21 protein-coding genes are annotated in these 22,349 nt (G+C 70.9%); 9 read left to right on the top strand and 12 right to left on the bottom strand.

The window, feature by feature from the left end; genetic code table 11:
- Positions 1-101 precede the first annotated feature (101 nt).
- The 6 genes from B7K26_RS10690 to B7K26_RS10665 all read right to left on the bottom strand — a co-directional run bounded on the left by B7K26_RS10690 (position 102) and on the right by B7K26_RS10665 (position 4,751).
- Positions 102-488, bottom strand: a complete 387-nt coding sequence (locus B7K26_RS10690) for a RidA family protein (RefSeq protein WP_234998787.1) — start codon at positions 486-488, stop codon at positions 102-104.
- Positions 489-501: 13 nt separating this feature from the next.
- Positions 502-1,368: a fumarylacetoacetate hydrolase family protein gene (locus B7K26_RS10685; protein ID WP_084079162.1), complete on the bottom strand. Its 867-nt coding sequence runs from the start codon at positions 1,366-1,368 to the stop codon at positions 502-504.
- A 4-nt stretch (positions 1,369-1,372) separates the two neighbouring features.
- A complete protein-coding gene (locus B7K26_RS10680) occupies positions 1,373-1,825 on the bottom strand; it encodes a DUF4440 domain-containing protein (RefSeq protein ID WP_084079161.1) in 453 nt (150 codons plus the stop codon).
- On the bottom strand, positions 1,822-2,604 hold the full coding sequence (locus B7K26_RS10675; RefSeq protein ID WP_084079160.1) for an SDR family oxidoreductase: 783 nt from the start codon (positions 2,602-2,604) through the stop codon (positions 1,822-1,824). The genes B7K26_RS10680 and B7K26_RS10675 overlap by 4 nt, the downstream gene beginning before the upstream one ends.
- 18 nt (positions 2,605-2,622) lie before the next feature.
- Positions 2,623-3,951, bottom strand: a complete 1,329-nt coding sequence (locus tag B7K26_RS10670) for an FAD-dependent monooxygenase (protein WP_084079159.1) — start codon at positions 3,949-3,951, stop codon at positions 2,623-2,625.
- A gap of 62 nt (positions 3,952-4,013) precedes the next feature.
- Positions 4,014-4,751, bottom strand: coding sequence for a dienelactone hydrolase family protein (locus B7K26_RS10665; RefSeq protein WP_084079158.1), 738 nt, complete (start codon positions 4,749-4,751; stop codon positions 4,014-4,016).
- A gap of 492 nt (positions 4,752-5,243) precedes the next feature.
- On the opposite strand from B7K26_RS10665, the gene B7K26_RS10660 reads away from it, so the two are divergent.
- From B7K26_RS10660 to B7K26_RS10635, 6 genes are all read left to right on the top strand, one after another.
- Positions 5,244-6,290, top strand: a complete 1,047-nt coding sequence (locus B7K26_RS10660) for an amidohydrolase family protein (RefSeq protein WP_084079157.1) — start codon at positions 5,244-5,246, stop codon at positions 6,288-6,290.
- Between the two features lie 575 nt (positions 6,291-6,865).
- Positions 6,866-8,431, top strand: coding sequence for an ABC transporter substrate-binding protein (locus B7K26_RS10655; RefSeq protein ID WP_143340656.1), 1,566 nt, complete (start codon positions 6,866-6,868; stop codon positions 8,429-8,431).
- 109 nt (positions 8,432-8,540) lie between these two features.
- Positions 8,541-9,485 (top strand): ABC transporter permease, encoded by a 945-nt coding sequence (locus tag B7K26_RS10650; RefSeq protein ID WP_084079155.1) that lies wholly within the window; start codon positions 8,541-8,543, stop codon positions 9,483-9,485.
- On the top strand, positions 9,482-11,344 hold the full coding sequence (locus tag B7K26_RS10645) for a dipeptide/oligopeptide/nickel ABC transporter permease/ATP-binding protein (protein WP_159449676.1): 1,863 nt from the start codon (positions 9,482-9,484) through the stop codon (positions 11,342-11,344). The genes B7K26_RS10650 and B7K26_RS10645 overlap by 4 nt, the downstream gene beginning before the upstream one ends.
- A gap of 1 nt (position 11,345) precedes the next feature.
- On the top strand, positions 11,346-12,161 hold the full coding sequence (locus B7K26_RS10640; protein ID WP_084079153.1) for an ABC transporter ATP-binding protein: 816 nt from the start codon (positions 11,346-11,348) through the stop codon (positions 12,159-12,161).
- Complete coding sequence (locus B7K26_RS10635; protein ID WP_084079152.1) at positions 12,161-13,462, top strand: DUF3500 domain-containing protein; 1,302 nt, start codon at positions 12,161-12,163, stop codon at positions 13,460-13,462. The genes B7K26_RS10640 and B7K26_RS10635 overlap by 1 nt, the downstream gene beginning before the upstream one ends.
- Positions 13,463-13,582: 120 nt before the next feature.
- Here B7K26_RS10635 and B7K26_RS10630 read toward each other — a convergent pair whose 3' ends face one another.
- The 4 genes from B7K26_RS10630 to B7K26_RS10615 all read right to left on the bottom strand — a co-directional run bounded on the left by B7K26_RS10630 (position 13,583) and on the right by B7K26_RS10615 (position 17,728).
- Positions 13,583-14,419 carry a 5,10-methylenetetrahydrofolate reductase gene (locus tag B7K26_RS10630; RefSeq protein WP_084079151.1) on the bottom strand — a complete coding sequence of 279 codons (837 nt, stop codon included), beginning with the start codon at positions 14,417-14,419 and terminating at the stop codon, positions 13,583-13,585.
- Positions 14,420-14,571: 152 nt separating this feature from the next.
- A complete protein-coding gene (gene purU / locus B7K26_RS10625; protein WP_084079150.1) occupies positions 14,572-15,471 on the bottom strand; it encodes a formyltetrahydrofolate deformylase in 900 nt (299 codons plus the stop codon).
- Positions 15,468-16,811, bottom strand: coding sequence for an aminomethyltransferase family protein (locus tag B7K26_RS10620; RefSeq protein ID WP_084079149.1), 1,344 nt, complete (start codon positions 16,809-16,811; stop codon positions 15,468-15,470). Before B7K26_RS10620 ends, purU begins: the two co-directional genes overlap by 4 nt.
- Positions 16,812-16,885: 74 nt before the next feature.
- Positions 16,886-17,728 (bottom strand): methylenetetrahydrofolate reductase, encoded by an 843-nt coding sequence (locus B7K26_RS10615; protein WP_084079148.1) that lies wholly within the window; start codon positions 17,726-17,728, stop codon positions 16,886-16,888.
- A 140-nt stretch (positions 17,729-17,868) separates the two neighbouring features.
- On the opposite strand from B7K26_RS10615, the gene B7K26_RS10610 reads away from it, so the two are divergent.
- Complete coding sequence (locus tag B7K26_RS10610; protein WP_159449675.1) at positions 17,869-18,318, top strand: MarR family winged helix-turn-helix transcriptional regulator; 450 nt, start codon at positions 17,869-17,871, stop codon at positions 18,316-18,318.
- Between the two features lie 96 nt (positions 18,319-18,414).
- On the opposite strand, the gene B7K26_RS10605 is transcribed toward B7K26_RS10610, so the two are convergent.
- Positions 18,415-19,947: an MFS transporter gene (locus B7K26_RS10605; protein WP_084079146.1), complete on the bottom strand. Its 1,533-nt coding sequence runs from the start codon at positions 19,945-19,947 to the stop codon at positions 18,415-18,417.
- A 186-nt stretch (positions 19,948-20,133) separates the two neighbouring features.
- Between B7K26_RS10605 and B7K26_RS10600 the strand changes: the two genes are divergently transcribed.
- Together B7K26_RS10600 and B7K26_RS10595 are read left to right on the top strand one after the other, a co-directional pair.
- A complete protein-coding gene (locus tag B7K26_RS10600) occupies positions 20,134-20,556 on the top strand; it encodes a MarR family winged helix-turn-helix transcriptional regulator (protein ID WP_084079145.1) in 423 nt (140 codons plus the stop codon).
- A 10-nt stretch (positions 20,557-20,566) separates the two neighbouring features.
- Positions 20,567-21,628 carry a hypothetical protein gene (locus B7K26_RS10595; protein WP_084079144.1) on the top strand — a complete coding sequence of 354 codons (1,062 nt, stop codon included), beginning with the start codon at positions 20,567-20,569 and terminating at the stop codon, positions 21,626-21,628.
- 37 nt (positions 21,629-21,665) lie between these two features.
- Here B7K26_RS10595 and B7K26_RS10590 read toward each other — a convergent pair whose 3' ends face one another.
- A complete protein-coding gene (locus B7K26_RS10590) occupies positions 21,666-22,334 on the bottom strand; it encodes a GntR family transcriptional regulator (RefSeq protein ID WP_234998786.1) in 669 nt (222 codons plus the stop codon).
- Positions 22,335-22,349: the final 15 nt, after the last annotated feature.

Raw genomic sequence — 22,349 nt, 5'->3', positions numbered from 1 at the left:
GGAGGCGGACGGAAAAGTTGACAGCGCCGTGAGCACGGCGAGGAGCGGGAGGAGTCGCACGCCGGGGGATCGCCCCGGCGGGAGTGCGCGACCCTGCGCGCTCACGGCGCTGCCGTGGGGGCGTCGAGCACGGCCATGAGGTCGCACTGCACCAGGCAGCCCCCGTCGAGTGAGGCGTGCATGGCCTGCCGCGCGGGCCGGCTCGACGAGTCGGGAAACATGGCGAGCCACTCACGGTTGAGGGCCTCGCGGTCGCGGTAGTCGGCGAGCCAGAACGTCATCTTCACGATGTCGTCCGTGGACCCGCCGGCGGCCGCCATGAGCGCGCGCACGTGACCGAACACCGCCGTCATCTGCGCGTCCAACCCCTGCGGCATCTCGCCGGACGCGGACCGCCCGGTGAGCACTCCCGAGCACAGCAGCGAGCCGATGCGCGAGGCGGCGGGGATGGGGTTGGCGTGCGAGAAGCCGGGCAGGTCGACGCTCACGCGGCGCGCCACGTCAGTCCTCCGTCACGGTGTCGTCGACCACCGTGTTCTCGATGAATCCGAGGCCCTCGACCTCGGCGCGCACCACGTCGCCCGGCTTCAGCCAGTTCTGGGTGGGGGCGCCGATGCCGGCGGGGGTGCCGGTCGCGATGATGTCGCCCGGCATGAGGGTCATGACGGTGGTGAGCTCGGCGATCTGGGCGCGGATGTCGTAGATCATGTCGTCGGTGCGGGCGCGCTGGCGCTCCTCGCCGTTGACGGACAGCGACAGCTCGAGGGCGTGGGGGTCCGGAACCTCGTCGGCCGTCGTGAGCCACGGGCCGACGGGTCCGTGGGTGTCGAACGACTTGCCGAGCGTGAAGGTGGGGGAGCGCTTGGCCAGCCAGTCGCGCACCGACACGTCGTTGGCGACCATGTAGCCGGCGACGACGCCCAGGGCATCGGCCTCGCTCACGTGACGGCACTCGCGGCCGATGACCACGGCGAGCTCCACCTCGTAGTCCAGCGCCGTCGACACCCGCGGGCGGACCACCTCGTCGAACGGCCCGGTGAGGCAGGACACCTGCTTGTTGAACCACAGCTGGTTGTCGGGGATGGGGATGCCGGCCTGGCGGGCCTCCTCGGCGTGGGCGGCGTAGTTCATGCCGATGCCGAGGTACTTCTGCGGGTCGTCGATGGGGGCGAGCAGGGTCACCGAAGACACGGGGCGGGACTCCCCGCGCGCCGCCTCGATCGAGGAGCGCAGCGCCTTGAGCCGCGGCAGGATGGCGCGCAGCGAGGTGCCGACGCCGGGCACGGCGGACACGTTGGTGATGCGGTCGCCGTCGACGCGGCCGATGCGGATGGGGCCGTCGCCGATGCGGTAGCGGGCAAGCTTCATGGGTTCAGTTCTCCTGGGTTGCGGGGGTGTGGGACTCGGAGGCGAGCTTCCCCCACACCTCTTCGCCGATGGGGGTCATCTGGAACGACAGGAACCGCCACCGGCCGTCGTCGTCGCGGCGCACCACCTGGGTGACCTGGCCGTTGACGGTGCGCTCCGTGCCGTCGGGGTTGCGCAGGCGGTTGGTGAGCGGGCCGGTCACGACGGCGACGTCGCCGATGACGCGGATCAGCAGCTCGCCGCGGGTCATGTCGAGGTAGGGGCTGCGCGTGAGCGCGTGCTCGATGAGCTGCTCCTTGGTGTGGGTCAGGCCGGGCGCATGAATGTGAATCAGCGCCTCGTCGTAGATGTCCCGCAGCGCTGCCTCGTCGAGGTGGAGCAGGGCCTGGCGGCGACGCTCCTCGAGCGCGAGGATCTCCCCGCGCGTCGCGTCGTCGGCGATGGTGACGTGGGTCATATGACTCCCTCGTAGCTTCCTCCGTCGAGGTGAAGGTTCTGGCCGGAGATGTAGCCGGCGCGCTCGGAGCACAGGAACGCGCACGCGTCCCCCAGCTCCTCGGGCCGGCCCAGGCGGCGCGCGGCGACGGTTCCCGCGATCCGCTCGTAGGCCTTGTCGACGCTGATCCCCTCGTGGCGCGCGCGGCGCTGGGCCATGAACGCGATCCGGGGCGTGTCGATCTTCTCGGGCAGCAGGTTGTTGACGGTCACGCCGTCGGCGGCGATCTCCTTGGAGATCGCCTTCGCCGCGGCGGTGAGCGCCGCCCGCGCCGACGCCGACAGGCCCATGTCAGGCGCGGGTGACGTCACCATCGCGGACGTGATGTTGACGATGCGCCCCCAGCGGCGTGCGCGCATGCCGGGCAGGTACGCCCGCATCAGCTCGATCGCCGGCACCAGGTTGGCATCGGCGGCGGCGTGGAGCGACGGCGCGTCCCACTCCTCGTAGCCGCCAGGGTGGGGGCCGGCGTTGTTGGTGACAAGGATGTCGGCCTCGGGCACGGCGGCCAGGATCGCCGCGCGCCCGGCGGTGGTGGTGAGGTCGCCCACCACCCACGCGACGGAAGCGTCGGGGACCGCGGCGACCACAGCATCGGCCGCACGGGAGAGCCGCCCCTCGTCACGCCCGTTGAGCGTGACGAGGGTGCCCTCGCGTGCGAGGGATACCGCGCACGCGAGGCCGAGGCCCTGCGAGGACGCCGCCACCATCGCGCGCCGTCCCCTGATCCCAAGGTCCATGACGTCCTTCCTACCGGCTCACGCGCTCGCGGGCTGGGTGGGGTGGGGCGATCCGGCGGGACGGAAGAAGCGCGCGTCCTCGCCGTCGAGCTCCCAGGTGCGGAAGCCGGTGGGCTCGCCTGCCTCGAAGCCGGGGCGGGGCTGGCCCACCATGGCGTGGTACTTCGAGAAAATCTCGTCGGCCTCCTCGAGGGGGAGGACGTCCTCGATGTCGGTGAACGGCTGGCAGTCGGTGCGGTCGCCCACCATGCGGCGAATGACCTCGTAGCCCTCGCCGCGGTGTGCCATCACCATGCCGTTGACGCGCGGCAGGCGCTCGTCCTGGAACTCCTTCAGGGCGGCGTCCACGTCGAGGATCGAGTTCAGCTTCTCGGCGATCACGCCGCCGTCCACGATCGCCTGGCAGGCGCCGTTGCCGCCGCGGGGGTACATCGCGTGCGCGGCGTCGCCGATCAGCACCACTCGGCCGTCGATCCAGTTCTCCAGCGGGTCGTGACGGATCAGCGGGAAGAGGTAGACCTCGCGGTTGTTGCGGAGCATCTCCTGGACGTCGAGGAAGGGGATCTTCACGGAGTCGAACAGCGGCACGATCTCGTCGACGTCGCCCGTGGCATTCCAGTCCTCGACCGTCTGGTCGCGCTCGCGCTCCACCACCCAGTTGACGAGGGTCTTGCCGGTGCCCTCGAAGTTCTCGGCGATGGGGTAGACAATCATCGACGCGATCTGCGGGGCCCCGATGTGCAGGATGGTGTGCCCGTCCGCGTACGGCTCCATGAGGGTGGTGCCGCGGTACATCGTGATGCCCGAGTAGTGCGGCTCGGCCTGCGTGGGGTGCATCTGCTTGCGGGCCAGCGACTTGATGCCGTCGGCGGCGATGAGCACGTCGGCGCGCTGGGTCTCGGTGGTGCCGTCCGCGAGGCGCAGGTCGAACTCGACGCCGCCGTCCACGTTGCGGTACCCGAGGAAGCGCGCGCCCTGCCGGACGGTGTCGGCGCCCATGCGCTCCACGACCTTGTCGAACAGCAGCATCTGCAGGTAGCCGCGGTGCACAAAGCGCTGCTCGTGCACGTAGCCCATGTGGACACCGCACAGCTCGGCGTAGATCTCCTGGCCGTGGTTGTTGTAGAAGATCGAGTGCTTGGCGTCGACGGAGATGTCCTTGAACTCGTCGTAGATGCCGAGCTCGATGAGTTCCTTGGTGCCGTACACCTTGACGTCGATGCCGACGCCGAGCGGGCGCAGCTCCTCGACGGTCTCGTAGATGCGCGGGCGGAAGCCCTTCTGGTGCAGGCGCAGGGCCGTGGCCAGTCCTGCGGGGCCAGCTCCGATGATGGCGATGTCCAGCATGGTTGTCCTTTCCGGGGATGAGATGCGGCCGATGCGACGGCCGGCTGACGTGGGTGGCGCGCCTACGGCGTCGCGACGAGCTCCGTGAGGAAGCGGTCCGCGGCGGCGCGGGCCCGGGCGGCGCTGACCGGGTGATACGCGATGACGTCGGGGTGGGGCGAGTGCGCGGCGCCGGGGCTGGTGAAGGCGTGGACGGTGTCCGCGTACAGATCGAGTTCCCAGTACAGGCCGGCGGCGCTCAGCGCTGTGGTGAGCGCGTCGCGCTGGGCTGCGGTCGCCATGGGGTCGTCGGCGCCGGTGGCGACGAGGACCTTGGCGCTGCTCGCGTAGTCCTCCCAGCCCTCGGCGAGGAGGTCGAGCCCGGCGTGGATGGCGATGGCGCCCACGAGGTCGCCCCCGGTGCGCAGGTGCTCGAGCACCCCGGAGCCTCCCACGCACCAGCCGATGGCGGCGACGTGCGTGGCGTCGGCCTCCGGCTGGGCCGTGAGGGCGGCCTGGGCGGCGCGGATGCGGCCCATCCAGTGCGTGCGGTCGGCGACGGCGGCGCCGATGAGCGGGCCGATCTCGTCCTCGGACCGGGGCTGCGTGCGGCCGCCCCAGACATCGGCAGCGAGCACGGCGAGGCCGTGGCTGTCCGCGAGGCGGCGGGCCTCGTCCTGCACCGCGGGGGTGAGTCCGAAGGCGTCGTGGATCAGCAGCAGCGCCGGCGCATCGGTGGCGCCGGCGGGGGCGGCGAGGAAGCCGCTCATGGCGGTTCCCTCGTGGGAGTAGTCGATATCGCGCTCGACGAGTGCGCCCATGCGTGTCTCCTCCGGGGAAAGAAGTCGCGGTCGCGCACCATCGCTCGACCTTGAGCCTGGCGATGAATGTAGCCCTAAATCGTATGCGATTTCAAGTGTGACGGTGAGGAAAGTGTGGCGACAGGGGTGAATCCTGCTGCCAGAAGGGGTTACAGTGAGCGCGGTGCACGTTCCGCGACGACGCGAGGAGGACAGCGAGGTGACGACACCCCCACTCCCCGTCAAATGGATCCACTTGGCTCGTTTAAGGGCCTTCGCGAGTCAGAATCGACCGCACCGGGCACCGCGGGTCGCCGCTCCCGCGCCGCGCACCCGCCGCCCCTTCGGCGGCGTGCACCCTGGGCGCTCACTCGCCCCGCCAGCCTGACCCCGGCATCGGCCGCCCCCGCGTCACCCGCGTGAGGCGCCGCACCCACCCGGCCGCAGCATCGGCCATCCAGGCGCGCCCGCGCGCGCCACACCCCACGTCAGAGCGAAAAACTTGGAGCGACCATGACCGTCGTCGACATCAACATCCACCACCTCCCCGAGGATCTGTTCGACAACGAGCAGACCCTGAACGGCTTCCTTTCGACCGCCCCGCGCGGGTTCGGCGAGATCGCCACCGTCAAGACCATGGAGGACGGGCGCCGCCAGCTCATCCTCGAGAAGCCCGCGGGCTACCAGAACCTCAACTACGTCGAGGGCGACTACAACGTCGACGCCAAGCTGGCCGCCATGGACGAGGCGGGCGTCGACTACGGCATCATGCGCGTGCCCGTGTGGCAGGAGTGGCTGCGCCTCGACACCTGCAAGGTGGTCAATGACAACGCGCACGAGATCGTGAAGCGCTCGGGCGGCCGCCTGTTCTCGACCGCGTGCGTCCCGCCGTGGGGCGGCAAGGAGAACATCGACGAGCTGAAGCGCTGCCTCGACAACGGCGCCGTGGCCGTTCAGCTCGCGTGCCACTACGGCCAGCTCTACCTCGACGACGAGGCCTTCGCCCCCTACCTCGACGCGATCAACGAGCTCAACGTGCCGGTGATCGTGCACCACACCCCGCTGCCCGTGGAGTGGCGCTCGGTCATCGACTACACGAACCTGCGGCGCGAGTACGGGCGCATCGTGGACCAGGCGACGGCCGTGGGGCGCGAGCTGTTCTCGGGAATGTTCGACCGCTGGCCCAACCTCAAGTTCACGCACACGATGTTCGGCGGCAACTGGTTCGCCAACACCGCGCTCATGACGCCGCATGCCACCCACAAGAAGGAGGCCATGCAGCGCCTCGACCCCACGGGCGGCGACGCGATCCGCAAGTACCTTGACGAGAACATCTTCTTCGACATGACCCACCCGCACTCGTGGGGCAAGGAGCAGGTGGAGGCGGCGATCCGCATTAACGGTGCCGACCACTTCATGTTCGGCTCGTCGTTCCCCGTCTTCTACTCGTGGATGAGCCAGGGCGTGGAGTTCCTCAAGAACGAGATCGAGGTCGACGACGAGACCCGCGAGAAGATCCTGTGGAAGAACGCCAAGGAGATGTTCAACCTGCCGATCTAGCGGAACGCGTGGCCCCCACTCCCTCCCCTGCGGCCTGTCGCACATGGCTACATTTGCGGCTCGTCCGTGCCTGGGGCGCCGCAAATGTGGCCATTTGCGGCGCCCCGGGGAGGGGTGAGTGAGGGAGTGGCGCGTCGGTGGGCCGATGCCGGGGCCGGCTGAGAATGCCGTGACCGGATCGTGACCCGCCACCCGGGCCAAAAGTCCTACACGATCTTGCGCGCGATCATGTAGTCCTATACGATTTCGAGCCACGAGGGAGCCGATTCAAAGCGGAATCGGCGAGGAGGTGTCGCATGACGCGAGGAGACCGGATCACAGCCCGGGCCGCGAGCGCCGTCGCATCCGAGGAGACCCTCGTGCCCCGCCCCCGCATCGTCGGGGGCGCCTCACCGGCCCCGCGAAAACGCGCCAGGGAGTGGCGCGCGGCCTCGCGACCGGATCAGGAGCCGGGTCACCGCTGACCGGGTCACGGACACCGGCCGCAGCCCCGACGGAGACCCCGCACGGGAGCGGCCCACGGCCACCACAGTCCCCGACGTTCGCCGGCGCAAGGAGGCGCCAGAACAATGAAGATGAACACTCGATTCGCGCGAACCGCCGCGCCGATCGCGGCGCTCACCCTGCTGCTCACCGCCTGCAGCGGAGATTCCGATGACGCCACGTCCGCGGACCCGTCCACCTCGAGCTCCAGCCAGTCCAGCGCGGCCGCGGCCGGCTCCGGCCAGGTCGCCGGCTCGGTCCTCACCGTGAACTGGGGCGGGTTCCCCGAGTCCTGGGCCCCGGGCGCCTCGATGGAGGCGGGCTTCATGCGCGTCCCCTACGAGAACCTCGTGGTGAAGGACGCCAACGGCGAGATCCAGCCCCACCTCGTCGCCAGCTGGGAGCAGGACGACGCGTCGCTGACCCTGACCCTGCGTGACGACGTCACCTTCCACGACGGCACCCCGTTCAACGCGGAGGCCGTGAAGGCGAACATCGAGTACGTGCGTGACACCCCCGGCGAGTACGCGGGCACGTTCTCCTCGATCGAGTCCATCGACGTGGTCGACGACGTCACTGTCACCCTCAACCTGTCCGAGCCCACGCCGTCGCTGCTGAACGCGATGACCACGCGTGCGCTTCCCATCGCCTCGCCGACCGCCATCGCGGACGGTTCCATCGCCACTACCCCGGTGGGTACCGGGCCGTGGAAGTACGACGAGGCGTCCTCGGTGGCCGGCACGCGCATGACGTTCTCGCCCAACGCCGACTACTGGGGCGACCTGCCGGGCTTCGAGACCGTCCAGGTGGTGGCCATCGATGACGACGCGGCCGCCGCGGCAGCGCTCGCCAACGGCGAGATCGACATCACCGACACCGAGACCACTCAGCTGTCCACGCTGGACTCGTCGGGCCACACGCCGTACCTGTCCTACCCGGCGCTGCGCAACAACCCCATCTTCTTCGACCGCGGCCCCGGCGGCATGTTCGAGGACGTGGAGGTGCGCCAGGCGTTCTGTTACGCCCTGGACACCGAGGTGCTCGCGGGCATCGAGTCCGACTGGAAGCCCATGACGCAGCACTTCGTCGAGGGCGAGTCCGGCTACAACGCGGACATCGTGGGCTACGAGAACGACACAGCGATGGCGCAGGAGCTCTACGACGCCGCCGGCACCCCGGCCGTCAACGCCGAGATGATGTCGACGGTGTTCAACACCACCCAGATGCAGCTCTACGCGGACCAGGTCAGCGAGATCGGCATGACGGTGACCGTCACGGAGGCGCCGCCGCCGCAGTACTTCTCCGAGTGGAACTCGGGCGCGTACCCGCTGGGCCTGGGCTCGAACGACGAGCAGACGGCCTACGACTGGTACAAGGCCTGGTTCGCGGCCGATGCCCCCGGTAACCCCTCGGGTGTCGAGTCCGACGAGCTCAAGGCGGCGGCCGATGCTGCCATCGCCGCGGGCACCTCTGACGAGGCCGACGCCCTGTGGGGCGAGGTCACGCAGATCATCTCCGACGAGGCCCTCACCTGCGCCCACGTGGCCGGCGAGGAGCTGGTCGCGTGGAACAGCGACACCGTGAGCGGTGCCGCTGCCCCCGCGGAGACCTGGGAGACCAACCTCATCAACTACCGCGACCTGCGCCCGGTCGAGTGACCCGACGCTAGCCGCACCGGGGGGTCGGCTCGCGCGGCACCGACGCCGCGCGGGCCGGCCCCGCACCCGTATCCCCCCCACCCCTACGACGACGTAAGGACGGACCACCTTGGGCAAGCTCGTCGCCTACCGGTTGCTCTTCACGCTTCCACAGCTGTTGATCGTCAGCCTCCTGGTGTTCTCCCTGACCTTCCTGGTCCCCGGCAGCCCCGCCGCCGCGATCCTGGGTCCCTCGGCCACGCCCGAGGCGATCGCCCAGATCGAGGCGCAGCTGGGGCTCGACCAGCCGTTCTTCACCCAGCTCGGTGAGTGGTTCGCCGGGGTGCTTCACGGCGACCTCGGCACCTCGATCCGCCTGGGCCTTCCCGTGACGGACCTGCTGTCCGAGCGGGTGGGCGCCACGCTGTCGCTGGTGCTGGGCGGCATGGTGGTCTCGCTCATCCTGGGTGTCTCGGCCGGCGTCTACACCGGCACCCGCCCGGGCACGCTCGCGGACCGCATCGTCACCGGCGGCACCGTCGTGGGCCTCGCGATCCCCGAATTCTGGATGGGCCTCATCCTGGTGTCGGTGTTCGCGATCCAGCTCGGCTGGGTCCCCATCGTCGCGTGGACCCCCATCACGGACGACCCGCTGCTGTGGCTGCGCGGCCTCATACTCCCCTCGCTCGCGCTGGGCATCACCGGAGGCGCGATGATCGCTCGCCAGACGCGCGCGGCGATGGTGAAGGCGATGGCCTCTCCCTACGTCGACACCCTCACGGCCGCTGGCGTGAAGCGCCGCACCATCGTGCTGCGCTACGGCATCAAGAACGCGCTGGTGCCGGTGCTCGCCTCCGCGGGCGTCACCTTCGCGATCCTCATCGGCGTGAGCTTCGTCATCGAGTCCGTGTTCTCCGTGCCGGGCGTGGGCGGGCTGATGCTCACCTCCGTCATCGGCCAGGACTTCCCGGTCGTGCAGGGAGTCGTGCTGGTCACGGCGATCATCGTGGTCGCCGTGAACCTGCTGCTCGACGTCTGTTACGGCCTGATCAACCCCCAAGCGAGGCCCCAGTGAGTACCTCCGTCACCGCCGTCACCGTCGGCGATCCCGCGGCCACGTCCGCCCCTGGCAAGCAGGCCAGCGGCGCCAGGCAGGCGCTTCACCGCCTGCGCCAGCAGCCGTCGACAGTCTTCGCGCTCGTCATCATCGCGATCGTGCTGGTGTGCGCGGTCTTCGCCCCGCTCATCGCCCCGTACGCGCCCGACGCCACCGACGTCACCGCGTCCATGTCCGGCCCCACGTCCGAGCACCTGCTGGGCGCCGACACCCTGGGCCGCGACCTGCTCAGCCAGCTCATCTACGGCGCCCGCACCGCGCTCATCGTCGCGGTCGGCTCCGTGGTGGTCGCGATGCTCATCGGCATCCCGATGGGCCTCATCCTGGGCTACAAGGGCGGCTGGTACGACCGGCTCGGCTCGCGCGTCATGGACATGGCCGATGCCCTTCCCGGCCTCATGGTTGGGTTCGTGGTGATCGCCATCCTGGGTCGCGGCATGACCACCCTGATCATCGCGATCGGCCTGGTGTTCTGCATGAACTTCGCCCGCATCGCCCGCGCCATCACGCTCGGCGAGCGCCAGAAGCTCTACGTCGACTCCGCCACCGTCGTGGGCCTCAGCACGAGCCAGATCATCTTCCGCCAGATCCTCCCCAACCTCGCCGGCCCCATGGCCGTGCAGGGGGCGGTGTTCCTCGGATCGGCCATCAAGCTCGAGGCGGCCCTGTCCTTCCTTGGCCTTGGCCTGTCCGACGACCAGCCCTCGTGGGGCGGCATGCTCCGCTTCGCCGCCGAGAACCAGGCGGACCACGGCTGGCTGGTCATCGCTCCCGGCCTCGCCATCGTCTTCACCGTCCTCGCGTTCAACCTCCTCGGCGACGGGCTCAACGACGCCCTCACCGGCCGCCGCCCCACCACGCTCAAGCGCTCGCTGCTGGGCAAGAAGGTGGTGATGGCCGATGCCGCCGTGGGCTCCCGTACGGAGGTCGCCTCGCGTACCGAGGCGAGCGAGCGTCCGGCCGATGCGGCGGCGAGCGGCACCGCCCAGCCCGCCCCGGCATCGGCCCTGCTCGATTTGCGCGACCTCACCGTGGTGGCCGACAGCCCCGACGGCGGCGTCACCACGCTGGTCCACGGCGCCAACCTGCACGTGGCCAAGGGCGAGATCCTGGGCATCCTGGGAGAGTCCGGCTCGGGCAAGTCGATGATCGCCAAGTCCGCCCTCGGCATGCTCCCTGCTGGGGTGCGGCTCGCGGGCGGCCAGGTGGTGCTCGATGGCGTCGACCTCGCGGCAGGCAGCCAGAAGGACCACCACGCGGTGCTCGGCGGCAAGCTGGGAGTCGTCTTCCAGAACCCTCAGGCCAACCTGTCGCCGGTCCACACCGTCGGCCGCCAGATGACCGAGGTGCTGCATGCCCACCACCAGATGTCCCGCGCGGCCGCCAAGGCCCGCGCCGCGGAGCTGCTTGACCTGGTGGGGGTGGACGACGCGACCCGTCGCCTGACCCAGTACCCCTGGCAGTTCTCGGGCGGCATGGCGCAGCGCGTGGCCATCGGCCTGGCCCTCGCGGGCGAGCCCGAGGTGCTCATCGCGGACGAGGCCACGAGCGCGCTGGACGTCACCACGCAGGCGCAGGTGCTCGACCTGCTCATGGATCTGCGCGAGCAGATGGGGATGTCGATCATCGCGATCACCCACGACCTCGGCGTCGCGGCGGAGATCTGCGACCGCGTCGCCGTCGTGTACCAGGGCGAGGTCGTCGAGACGGCGCCGGTCACGGACATCTTCGACCACCCGAGCCACGAGTACACCGCACGCCTGCTCGCCTCGCATCCCGCGGCCGGCGACCGCTCCGACCACTCCCTGGAGGTGTGACATGACCGCGCTACTCGAGGTCGAGAACCTGTCGATCTCCTACGAGGTGGGGGCCGGCTGGCGCAAGAAGTCGGTCACCGTCGTGGAGGACGTGTCCTTCACCATCGGCGCCGGCGAGACCTACGGCCTGGTGGGGGAGTCCGGCTCCGGCAAGTCCACCACCGGCAAGGCGGTGCTGCGCCTCGCGGACATCGCCTCCGGCACCGTGCGCTTCGACGGCACCGACATCTCCACGTTCGGCAAGCACACCCCGCTGTCGTACCGCTCGGACGTGCAGGCCGTCTTCCAGGACCCCATCGCGTCGCAGAACCCTCGCCACACCGTGGGACGCTCGGTGACGGACGCGCTGAAGCGCCACGGCATCGGCGATACGAAGAGCAGGCGGCGCGCCGCCGTCGAGGTGTTCGAGCAGGTGGGCCTGCGCGAGGGGCACCTTGACCGCTACCCGTCGCAGCTCTCGGGCGGCCAGCTGCAGCGCGTGTCGATCGCCCGCGCCGTGGCGCTCGAGCCGCGCCTGCTGGTGTGCGACGAGGCGCTGTCAGCGCTGGACCTGTCGACGCAGTCGCAGATCATCGACCTGCTGGAGCGGCTCCAGGAGGAGTCCGGCATGAGCTACCTGTTCATTGCGCACGACCTCGCGGTGGTCAAGCACATCTCCCACCGCATCGGCGTCCTGAAGAAGGGCCGCCTGGTGGAGCAAGGCGACGCCGAGCAGGTGTTCGGCAACCCGCAGCACGAGTACACCCGCGCGCTGCTCGCCGCGACCCCCGCCGCCCACCCTCGCGACCGCCGCCGTCCCGCGACCCTGGCCGCCTGATGGCGCGCGAGACCGCGGGTGAGGACCTCGACGGCTTCTTCACCTCGTCGCGCGTCGAGGCGCGGGATGAGGCGGTGGCGCTTGCCGAGTCCTACCGGGAGTTCGTCACCGACCCCGCCGACGCCGAGCTCGCCCAGTGGCGCGGCATGTCGTTCAGGGACTTCTCGGTGGCCAAGCGCTCGCTGTCGTTCGTGCAGGAGCTCCTCGCCGACTGGCGCGCGCTCTACGACGAGCCCTTCCGCGGCCTCACCGAGTCCGGCGAGGTGCGCCCCGAGGTGTGGGCCGATGCCATCGCCGCCGCCCGTACGGGAGGAGCGCCGGCCGCTGAGGCGGGTGCCGCATCGGCCGCCCAGGCGTTCCTGGGACAGCTGAGCCCCGCCCAGGTCGAGGCCGTCACCTACGACATGGACGCCCCCGAGTGGCGCGCGTGGTCCAACCCCGAGTTCGTCATCCACGAGGTAGGGCTTCGGCTCGAGGAGCTCTCGGCGGAGGCGACCGATGCGGCGCTCGCCGTGGTGCGCGAGTCGCTCAGCCCCGAGGGGGTGGCGCGCGTGGGTGAGGCCATGGCGCTCAATGGGTTCCTGGGGGATCTCACCGAGCTGCCGGGGATCATGAACGACCGCTCATACTGGTTCTCGATCTTCGGCGTGCCGGGCGAGGGGGACTGGGGCTGGCAGCTGTTCGGCCACCATGTGGACCTCAACTGCGTGTTCGCCGGCGGGCGGCAGGTGATCGCGCCGGCCTTCATCGGCGCGGAGCCGGCGCTGTCCGACGGGGCGCGTCCGGCGCTGTTCGAGGCGCGCGAGGAGCTGGCGCTGCGGCTGATGGGGTCGCTGTCTGAGGTGCAGAGGTCCGAGGCCGTGGTGTTCGCGTCCGTGCTGGACCCCGCGATGCCTCCTGGCCGCGTGCACCCCGCCGACGAGCGTCACGTGGCGGGAGCGTTCCGCGACAACCGTGTGGTGCCGTTCGAGGGGCTGGCGGTGGCGGCGCTCGACTCCGCTCAGGCCGGCTTGCTGCTCGCGATCGTCGAGGACTTCCTGCTGCTGCTCCCCGCGGACCAGCGAGGGCTCGCGCTCGCGGACGTGGAGCGCTGGTGGGGTCAGACGCACCTGTCCTGGTACGGCGCGACCGACGGCTCGCAGCTGTTCTACCTGCGGATTCACGGGCCGTCGATCATTGCCGAGCTTGACCACCATGCCGGCGTGTGGCTGAGCAACGAGGTGCCGCAGCGCTTCCACGTGCACACCACGCTGCGCCTGCCACACGGCGCCGACTACGGGAAGGCGTTCCGCGCCCGCTGACCCGCGCCTGCCCGCTCCGCCGGCCCCGCAAGCCCCTCACTTTGAACCAGTTTCGGCCCGACACGCCGGCGTTCCGGCCCGTTCAGCGTCCGGTCCCGGCGTGTCTCCCGGCGCACTGGTTCAAACTGTCCGGTGGGAGAGCCAGTCGAGCGTCGCGTCGAGCCCGCCGAACGTGTACAGGTGAGCGCTGACGTCCCCGTGCGCGGCGGGGTCGAGCCCCGCGACCAGCTGGTCGAGGAAGTCGTCCGGCCCCGCGGAGCCGAGCATCCCGCCCAGCTGTGCCCCGTACTTGCGCGCGAGTCCCGCCGCCGACGCGATGCCCAGGCGGCGCCCGAACGAGAGCAGCCGCGCCACTCCCATCGGCCCCGGCACTCCCACCCGGATGGGCAGGTGGATGCCGCGCTCGCGGACCACGGCGATCCAGGCGAGCACGGCATCGGCGTCGAAGGACACTTGCGTGACGATCGACCCGGCGATGCCCTGCGAGGCGAGCGCGCCTGACTTCGCGGCCAACGCCTCCCACAGGACGTCGTCGGGGATGTCCGGGTGTCCCTCGGTATAGCCGCCGATGCCCGCCTGGCGCACCCCGTGGCGCGCGAGCACGCCGGATTCGATCACCGCGAGCGCGCTCGCGTACGGCCCGGCCGGCGTGCGGGGGTCGCCGCCGATGACGAAGACGGACTCCTGCGCCGCAGCGTGGGCGAGCGCCGCCACTGTCGACTCCAGGTCCTCGCGTGACGCGAGCCGACGGGCGGACAGGTGCGGCACCGGCGTCAGCCCGTGGGTGACGAGCTCCGATGCCGTGGCGACGCGGTCGGCGGCGGTTTCCGTGCTGAGCGCGGTCACGTGGACGCGCGCGCCGCGCGGGAGGCGGGCCGCGGCATCGGCCACTCGCGGGAGGTCGGCCGCCGAGATCTCGAGCGAGAGGTCCGCGAGGACGGCGTCGTGGCCGGTCATCGGAACCTCCTTGGGCGGTGGTGGACGGCATCGGGCGCGCGAAATGCGCCCGCCCACTCTACGCAACGCCCCGGGAGTCACTGAGTGCGCGGATCCGTGCGGATCGCGGCACTCTGTGGCTCCCGGGGCGTGGCTGAAGCGGCAGCGCGGCCCTAAAACACCACCGTCTGCGACCCGTCGCGCACCACGCGGTCCTCGCAGTGCCACAGCACTGCGCGGGACAGCACGGCGCGCTCCACGTCGGCGCCGCGACGCTGCAGGTCGTCGGCGCTGTCGGCGTGGGTGACGCGCACCACGTCCTGCTCGATGATCGGCCCCTCGTCGAGGTCGGGCGTCACGTAGTGCGCGGTGGCGCCGATGAGCTTCACGCCGCGCTCCTTGGCCTTGCGGTACGGCCCCGCGCCGATGAACGCCGGCAGGAACGAGTGGTGAATGTTGATGACGGGCACGCCCAGGCGGTCCAGGAAGTCCTCGGACAGGATCTGCATGTAGCGCGCCAGCACCACGGCGTCGACGTTGCCGTCGAGCAGGCGCAGGATCTCCGCCTCGGCGGCCGACTTGTCCGGGCCCTTGACCGACGGCACGTGGACAAACGGCACGCCGAAGCCGCGCACGTCGTCGGCCACGTCGGCGTGGTTGGCGATGACCATCGGCACCGTCATGGGGATCTCGCCGCGGCGCTGGCGCCAGAGCAGATCCAGCAGGCAGTGGTCGGCCTTGGACGCGAGGATCGCGACGCGCTTGGGCTCGGAGCGCAGCGTGAGTCGCCACGTGAGCCCCAGCCCGTCGCGGATCTCCGCGTCCAGCCGCGCCTCGATGGCGGGCCGCTCCGCGCGCAGCCCCGGTAGGGACACGACGGTGCGCTGGTAGAAACGCCCGCCGTCCGGATCCGCCGAGTACTGGTCGAGCGTGAGGATGTTCGCGCCCATCGCGGACAGGATGGAGGAGATGGCCGCCACGAGCCCCGGGCGGTCGGGGCCGTCCACAAGCAGCACGGCCTCGTCGTCGACGGCCGATGCCGGGGCCGGCCTGGCGAGCGCCGGCGCGCTCATGCGTTGACCCGGTACTGCGTGCGGGCGTACTCGTCGTAGGGCGAGGGCTGCACGGTGGCGCGGATGCGCGGGAAGCCGAGGTCGGCTTCGGGCGCGGTGCCGGCGCCGGGGTGCTCGCCGAACACGATCTCCACCTGCGAGCCGGGCTCGGCCTGCCACTCGTCGACGAGCGACAGCGACAGCACCTTGCCCACGGGGCCGATGTTCGCGGTGTAGAACGTCACGCCCGCCAGGCCGTGGGCGTTCTCGATCCGGTAGCGGCCGTAGGACAGGAAGTAGTCGGGGTCGCCGCCGAAGGCGCGGCGCGCGTCCTCCGCGTCCCACTCGAGGGTCACGCGGGTGCGCTTGGGTGCGTCCTTCGCCGCGGCCAGGGCGTCGCGGCCGATGAAGTCGTGGCCCAGGTGGATGGACCGGCCGTAGCCCAGCTCCCACGGTGAGGCGTAGTAGTCCTCGATGCGCGGCGAGTAGAACGACCCGTGCATCGGCTTCTTGCCCTCGTAGGAGAACGCTGACTGCCACTCGCGGTAGCCGCGCAGCTCGGGGGCGGCGTAGATCGCGGGGGTCGGGGTGGGGATCCAGCCGGACTCGACGCCGTTGGTGAAGTACGCCATGCCTCCCACCTGCACCACGCCCAGGGCCTCGCCCGCGGCGAGCAGCGCGTCCTTCACGGCCTGGTAGTCGGCGAAGTCGCCGATGAGTTCGAAGCCCGCCTGGCCGGCCATGCCGTGACGCAGGGCACGCACCGGGCGGCCTGCGAGCTCCGTCATCTGCGAGTGGAAGAACCTCGTCTCGGGGAGGGCGCGTCCGTAGGCGCGCTCGATGAGGTCGAGCGCGTGCGGCCCCTGCACCTGGAAGCGGAAGAACCACGGGTCGCCCTCGCGGCGCACTGCCGAGTCGAGGTTGGTGGCGAGGTCGACGTCGTAGTGGCCCGCCTCTGCGTGATAGGTCACCCAGCTCTGAGCCGCGGGGACGCCGGACAGCACGTAGCGGTCCTCGGCCTCCTTGAGCAGGATGCCGTCGGTGATGATGTTCCCGTCGGGGGCGACGGGGATGAACTGCTTGGCCTGGCCGGTCGCAAAGCGGTCGTAGTTGTTGGCGCTCACGGCCTCGAGCAGGCGTCTCGCGTCGGAGCCGACGATGGTGGTGTCGGACATGTGGAACGACAGGTCGGAGATGGCGACGCCGGAGCGCCACGCCTCCTGCTCGGCGGCCCAGCCGACGAACTCGGACGGCACGACGGGCACCTTCCACGTCGCCTTCTCGCCGTGCCACACGAGGTCCACGGCGTTGCCCGCCGCGTCGATGGCCTGCTGGAGGCTCTGGGGCATGGGGTGGTTCATGGGGGGACTTCCTCTCATCGTTGAGTGGGGTACTGCGGGTGGCCGATGCGTCGGTGCGCCGGCCGTGGAGGGCTTCAGGCAGCGACGGGTCGCCTCTCGAGCCACGACGCCGTCGCGTCGAGGCCGCCAAAAGTAAAGAAGTGCAGGCGGACCTCGCCGTGGACGCCGTGGTCGATCCCGGCGGCGAGGTCCTCGATGAACGCGTCGGGTCCCGCGGTGCCCAGCAGGTTTCCTAGCGAGAAGCCGTACTTGCGGGCGAGCGTCGCGCTCGAGGCGACGCCGCAGCGACGCGCGAAGCCCAGCAGGCGCTTGACGCCGGCGGGCCCGGGCACACCCACGCGGATGGGGGCGTCGACGCCAGCGTCGCGCACGCGGCGGATCCAGGTCAGGACGGCGTCGGTGTCGAAGGAGAACTGGGTGGCGATCGCGGCGTTCATTCCCTGCTCCGCGATCAGCCGGGTCTTGAGCGTCAGGGCGTCCCAGAGGGCGGCGTCGTCGATGTCGGGGTGGCCCTCGGGGTAGCCGCCGATGCCCACCTCGCGCACGCCGGCGGCCGCCAGGTGTCCGGATGCGATGACCTGCGCCGCCTCCGAGTAGGGGCCGTGAGGCTGCGCGGGGTCGCCGCCGACCGCGAATACGCGGCGGTGCGTGCCCTGCGCGGCGAGGCCGTCGAGGAAGGAGGTGAGGTCGGCTTCGCTGAGGAGGCGCCGGGCCGAGATGTGCGGCACGGGGGTGAGGCCGTGGTCGGCCACGGCGCGCGCGGCGGCGAGCCTGTCCGCGGCGTCCTCGGTGCCCAGGTACGTGACGTTGACGCGCGTTCCGGCGGGGAAGCGGTCGGCCGTGGAGGCCAGGGCCGGGAGGTCCCGGGCGGTGATCTCGAACGAGTAGTCGTCGAGCGCAGCTTCGGTGCTGAGCATCGGGGCCTCCAGGGGTCCGGGGAGAGGTGGCGTCGTCGCCTCCCTTATTACAGTCAACTGAAATCATTTCTGTCAACTGTGACCTTTGCTGCGAGGTGTCCGGCATGATGGGTGCCCAGACGAGTCGGAGGGAGGCCGCGGTGACGCTGCCCGAGTGGGACGAGAGCCTCCCGTACGCCCTGTGGCGCGCCCACCAGGTGGTACAGCGCGTGGTGACTGCCGAGCTCGAGAGCGCTGGCGTGACGATCAACCAGATCGGCATCCTCGTCCACCTCGACAGCGAGGGCCCGCGCTCGGCCTCGGAGCTCGCGCGCCGGTTCCGCATCACCCCGCAGAGCGCTTCGACGGCGCTGCAGGTCATGGCCGCGCGCGGGTGGGTGGAGGCCTTCCCGCATCCGACGCACGGGCGGGTGGTGCTGCATCGGCCCACTGAGGACGGCGTCGAGGCCGCGCGGGACGCCCAGCAGCGGCTCGCCAGGGTCAACGCCCGCCTCGACGAACTCCTGGGCGAGGACCTTCGCGCGCAGCTGGTGGAGCGGCTCGAGGTCGTGGACCGCACGCTGGGCGGCCCACGCGACGACGAGCGCTAAGCGCCGCGCCGTCGCGCACAGCGCCCCGGGAGCCACTGAGGGCGGTGATCCGCACGGATCCGCGCACCCAGTGACTCCCGGAACGCAGGGGAGCGACTATGCGTGCGCCGCCTCGGCCTCGACGGTCTCCTCGAGCACCGTCGCCACGGACGGGCGCCGCTGCGAGCGGATCACCGTGAGCGCGAGGACGCACACGATCGCCGCCACGACGGCGCCCACCACGAGGGCCGAGTGGAAGCCGTCGAGGAAGGCATCCTGGGCGACCACGGCATCGGCCGCCGACAGGTCACCGGGCACGATGCCCTGGGCGAGGCCGTCCGCGGCCGTCTCGTCGAGTCCCAGGCCCGGCGCCGCGGAGGACACGGACGAGGACACCACCGCGGCGAACACCGCGGTGCCGAGCGCGCCGCCCAGCTGCAGCATGGTCGCCTGGAAGCCGCCCGCGACGCCCGCGAGATGCACGGGGGCGGAGCCCACGATCGAGTCCGCGGCCGACGTCATGGTGAAGCCCACGCCGAACGACAGGATGACGAACGCCACGGCCATGGCCCAGTAGGGCGAGTCGATGCCGGTGGTGAGCAGCGCCAGGAAGGACACGGTGATGAGGCCCATGCCGAGCGCCATCGTGAGACGCGTCCCGATGCGGCTGACCGCCACCGCTCCCAGCGGCGACGCGATGATGGACACGCCGGACAGCGGCAGCAGCATGATGCCGGTCTGAAGCCCCTCGTAGCCGCGCAGATTCATGAGGTACAGCGTGAGGAAGAACGTCACTCCCAGCAGGGTGAAGAAGTTGGTGCCAATCGCGAGCCCGCCCACGGAGAAGCCGGGCGAGCGGAACAGGCTGAGCGGCAGCAGCGGGTGCTCCACGCGGGCCTCGACCCCCACGAAGGCGGCGAGTAGCGCGAGGCCGGCCACGAAGGCGCCGATGGTCGCCGCGGAGCCCCAACCCCACGACTCCGCCTGGACGATGCCGACCAGGATGGCCGCGAGGCCCAGCGCGAGCAGCACCACGCCGGCGACGTCGAAGCGGCCCGTCGAGTGCTCGGCGACGGACTCGCGCAGCACCAGCGCGGACACCGCGACGCCGATCACGGCGATGGGCGCGTTGATGTAGAAGATGGATTCCCAGCCCAGGCCCGCGACGAGCGCGCCGCCCACGATGGGTCCCGCGGCGATCGCGACGGAGGACACTCCGCCCCAGATGCCGACCGCCATGCCGAACTTCTCGCGCGGGAAGGTGGCGCGCAGCAGCGCGAGGGTCTGCGGCATGAGCATCGCCGCGCTCGCTCCCTGCAGGGCGCGGAAGACGATGACGCCGGTGGCGGTTCCCACCAGGCCGATGGCCACCGAGGTCAGAGCGAAGGCGATCACGCCGGCGATGTAGGTGCGGCGGCGGCCGAACTTGTCGCCGATCTTGCCTCCCAGGATGAGGAACACCGCGAGGCCCAGCAGGTAGACGTTGGTGATCCACTGCAGCTCGGCAAAGGACGTGCCGAGCCCGGCGGAGATCGCGGGGTTGGCGATGGACACGACGGTCGCGTCGAGGCCCACCATGAACAGGCCAAAGGAGACGGCGATGAGGGTCGCCGTGGGATTGCCGCGCAGGGCGCGGGTGGGTGAGGACATGCGTCGCTCGCTTTCGCATTCGGAGGGGATGGCCGATGCGACGCGCGACGGGGCGGCCCTGGTCCGGTTCCTCGCGAGGAGCGCGTCGGAGCCAAGGACCGAAGTGACAGCGTGGGGACTGCACGGGCGGCGGGCCCTCGTGCCCGGCGCCCCCTTGTGTATGAAACCATACACTAGAGTCGGGTCATGGATGAGACCGCCGCGGACCTGGCCGATGCCGTGCTCGCCCTCGCGCAGCACCTCGAGATGCGCGGCCCCGCGAGCGGGCACGCGGTGCAGCTCACGCACACCGAGATCACCGTGATTCGCGAGATCCATCGGGAGCCCGGCGCCACCGCCACGCGGCTGGCGGCCATGACGGGCCTGCAGCGCTCCAACGTGTCCGCCGTCGCGCACGCCCTCGAGGAGCGCGACCTGCTGGAGCGCGTCTCGCCCCCGTCGGGCGGGCGCGGGGTCGGCTTCGCGCCCAGCGACCTTGCCCACGAGAACTACGCGCGGCTGCGCGCGCACTGGGCGGATCTGCTGCACGGCGCGCCTCCCGAGGTGCTCGCCGCGGCGGCCGAGGCGGGCCCCGCGCTCGCCGCCCTGTCGCGTTCGCTGCGCCGCTAGGCTCGCCCTCATGACCAAGAACACCGTTGTCCGCGGCGCCCACCTGGTGGGATCCATCAACCTTCCCGATGCCGAGACCGTGATGCGCACCACCGCCGCCGAGCTCGGCGCGCACCTGGAGCGCATCCCCGACGGTGAGGTGGGCGAGCGCTTCCACTGGGTCGCTTTCCAGCCCGACCGCATCGCGCGCACCGCCGGGCTCGGTCGCGAGGGTGACCAGCCGATCATGGTCGGCCCCCTCGACGTGCGGAAGGTCACAGTCCTCGACGGCACCGACCTCGAGACCCTGACCCTCGAGCCGCTGGGCTACGCCGAGGCCGCACTGTCCTCCTGGGAGACCTTCCAGCGCCTCCAGGCCGAGGGCGTCATCCCCGCCGCCACGCGCTTCCAGGTGTCGCTGCCCACGCCCGTCGGCGTCGTCGGCTCCATGGTCGCCAAGGACGACCGTGAGCGCTTCGAGCCCGTCTACGAGCGCGCGCTGTTCGCCGAGCTCGCCCAGATCCTCGCCGCCATCCCGCACGAGCGTCTCGCGGTCCAGTGGGACAACGCCCTCGAGTTCGGCTACCTCGAGGGAGCGGGCTACCGCGGCTCCACCGACCGCGGCTGGTTCGGCGACGACATCCTGGGCGCGCTGCGCGAGCGCGCCGTCCGCCAGGCCGCCCAGGTTCCCGACGCCGTCCAGCTGGGTTACCACCTTTGCTACGGCGACATCGGCGAGAAGCACTACGTGGAGCCCACGGACGCCGGCTTCCTCGCCGACTTCGCGCGCGGCCTTATCGACGCCGTCGAGCGCCGCATCGACTGGATCCACCTTCCCGTGCCGATCGAGCGTGACGACGAGGCCTACTTCGCCCCGCTCGCGAGCCTCGAGCTTCCCGCCGAGACCCGCCTCTACCTGGGCCTGGTGCACCGCCAGGACGGCACCGAGGGCGCGCGCCGGCGCATCGCCGCGGCCCAGTCGGCGGTGACGGGCTTCGGCATCGCCACCGAGTGCGGCATCGGCCGTGCGCCGGCCGATGCTGTGGCCGGCCTGTTTGCCATCCACGCCGAGGTGGCGGCGCCGCTGAGCTAGCGGCGCGGCCCGGCGAAGCCAGCGGCTGCCGGGGCGGCTACGCCTCGGCAGCCTCCGCGGCGCGCTTCTTGTCGTCCTCCATGACTGCCACGAGGTTGTTGACCTCGTGGCGGCGCGCGGCGGTCTCGATCATGTCGAAGTCGGCGCCGCCCTCGATGAGGTCGAGGATCGAGTCGTGCTCGGACAGCGACGCGAGCGCGCGCCCGGGCGCGTAGAAGAACGCCGAGCGGCGGATCAGCTCGAGCCGCGTCCACTCATGGTGGACAAGGGTGTTGAGGCGGTCGTCGTCGCAGCGCGAGCACAGGTGCTCGTGGAACTCGCGGTTGAGCTTGCCGAAGCGGACGGTGTCGAAGTTGGCAAGCGCGTCCCGCATCTGAGCGTTGAGGCTGCGGGCGTGGCCGATGTCCTCGGCCGTGAGCTTCTCCGCCGATAGCGCCGTCGCGAGTCCCTCGAGCCGCGCGAGCAGACGCATGGTGCGCTCCCACGAGTGAGTGTCGAAGGTCTTCACGAGCGCGCCGACGTTGGGGACGATGTCCACCCAGCCCTCGGCCTCGAGGCGACGCAGCGACTCGCGCCAGGGGACCGAAGAGATGCCGTGCTCGCGCGCCAACTGGTCGATCACCAGGCGGTATCCGGGCCCGTAGGTCCCGTCCATGATCTTCGCCTTGAGGATGTCGTACGCCTGGTCGGCCTTGCTCACGGCCACGCTGTGCCTCTTCTC

The sequence above is a fragment of the Demequina sp. NBRC 110057 genome (assembly GCF_002090175.1).
In the GTDB taxonomy this organism is placed as follows: Bacteria; Actinomycetota; Actinomycetes; order Actinomycetales; family Demequinaceae; genus Demequina.
The sequence above is the reverse complement of the archived record's forward strand: the minus strand, read 5'-3'. Positions and strand labels throughout refer to the sequence as shown.